Source organism: Streptomyces sp. 2A115, assembly GCF_052245575.1.
Classification (GTDB): Bacteria; Actinomycetota; Actinomycetes; order Streptomycetales; family Streptomycetaceae; genus Streptomyces.
In genome coordinates, this window is the sequence record NZ_JBQQCG010000254.1 from 1 (window position 1) to 733 (window position 733).

Annotated in this window: 1 pseudogene; it reads right to left on the minus strand. The window is 68.3% G+C overall.

The annotated features are described in order from the left end of the window. Window positions 1-601: pseudogene (locus ACTWQR_RS55895) on the minus strand (transposase); the annotation flags it as partial. Window positions 602-733 lie beyond the last annotated feature (132 nt).

Below are 733 nucleotides of genomic sequence, written 5' to 3' on the forward strand. Positions count from 1 at the left end.
CCGTCGCAGACCAGCATCAGCACGTCACGGACCCCGCGGTTGCGGATCTCGGTCAGGACCTTCTGCCAGTACTTGGCGCCCTCGCCGCCGTCGCCGGCCCACAGTCCGAGGATCTCACGGTAGCCGTGGTCGAGACGGTCTCCTTCGTCGTCGACATCCCATAGACCTCGGCGAGGTGCGCGACGATCTCACCCGACGTCAGCCCCTTCGCCGTCAGCGACAGGACCATGTCGTCCAGGGCCCCGGTGCGACGCGCGTACCTCGGCAGCAGCCTCGGCGTGAACGTGCCCAGCCGGTCGCGGGGAACCTGCACGGTCACCGGTCCGACCTCTGTCATCACCTTCTTCGCCCGGTAGCCGTTGCGGGAGTTGCCACCCGAGCGTGACCCGCGCCCGCCGGCCCGACCCGCTTCCCCGGCCAGGTGCAGGTCCATCTCGGCCTCCAGAGCCGCCTGCATCAGATGCCGGGCCAGCTCGGGCAGGATCCCGCCCTCGCCCATCAGCCGCAGTCCGCCCTGGGCCGTCTTCTCCGCCGCCAGCGCGGCCAACTCCTCCAGCAGCTCAACGGACAGTCCGTTCACGGACACCGGCATCGACTTCATGTCGGCACCCTCGACAAGCCCGCTGCCCCCGGCAAGCGACACGCCGCCCGCCGACTCGATCAAGCGATCCGTTGTCGTACCCATCAGGTCACTCCTTTGTGGAGATCACACACCTGATTCATGACACTCCCT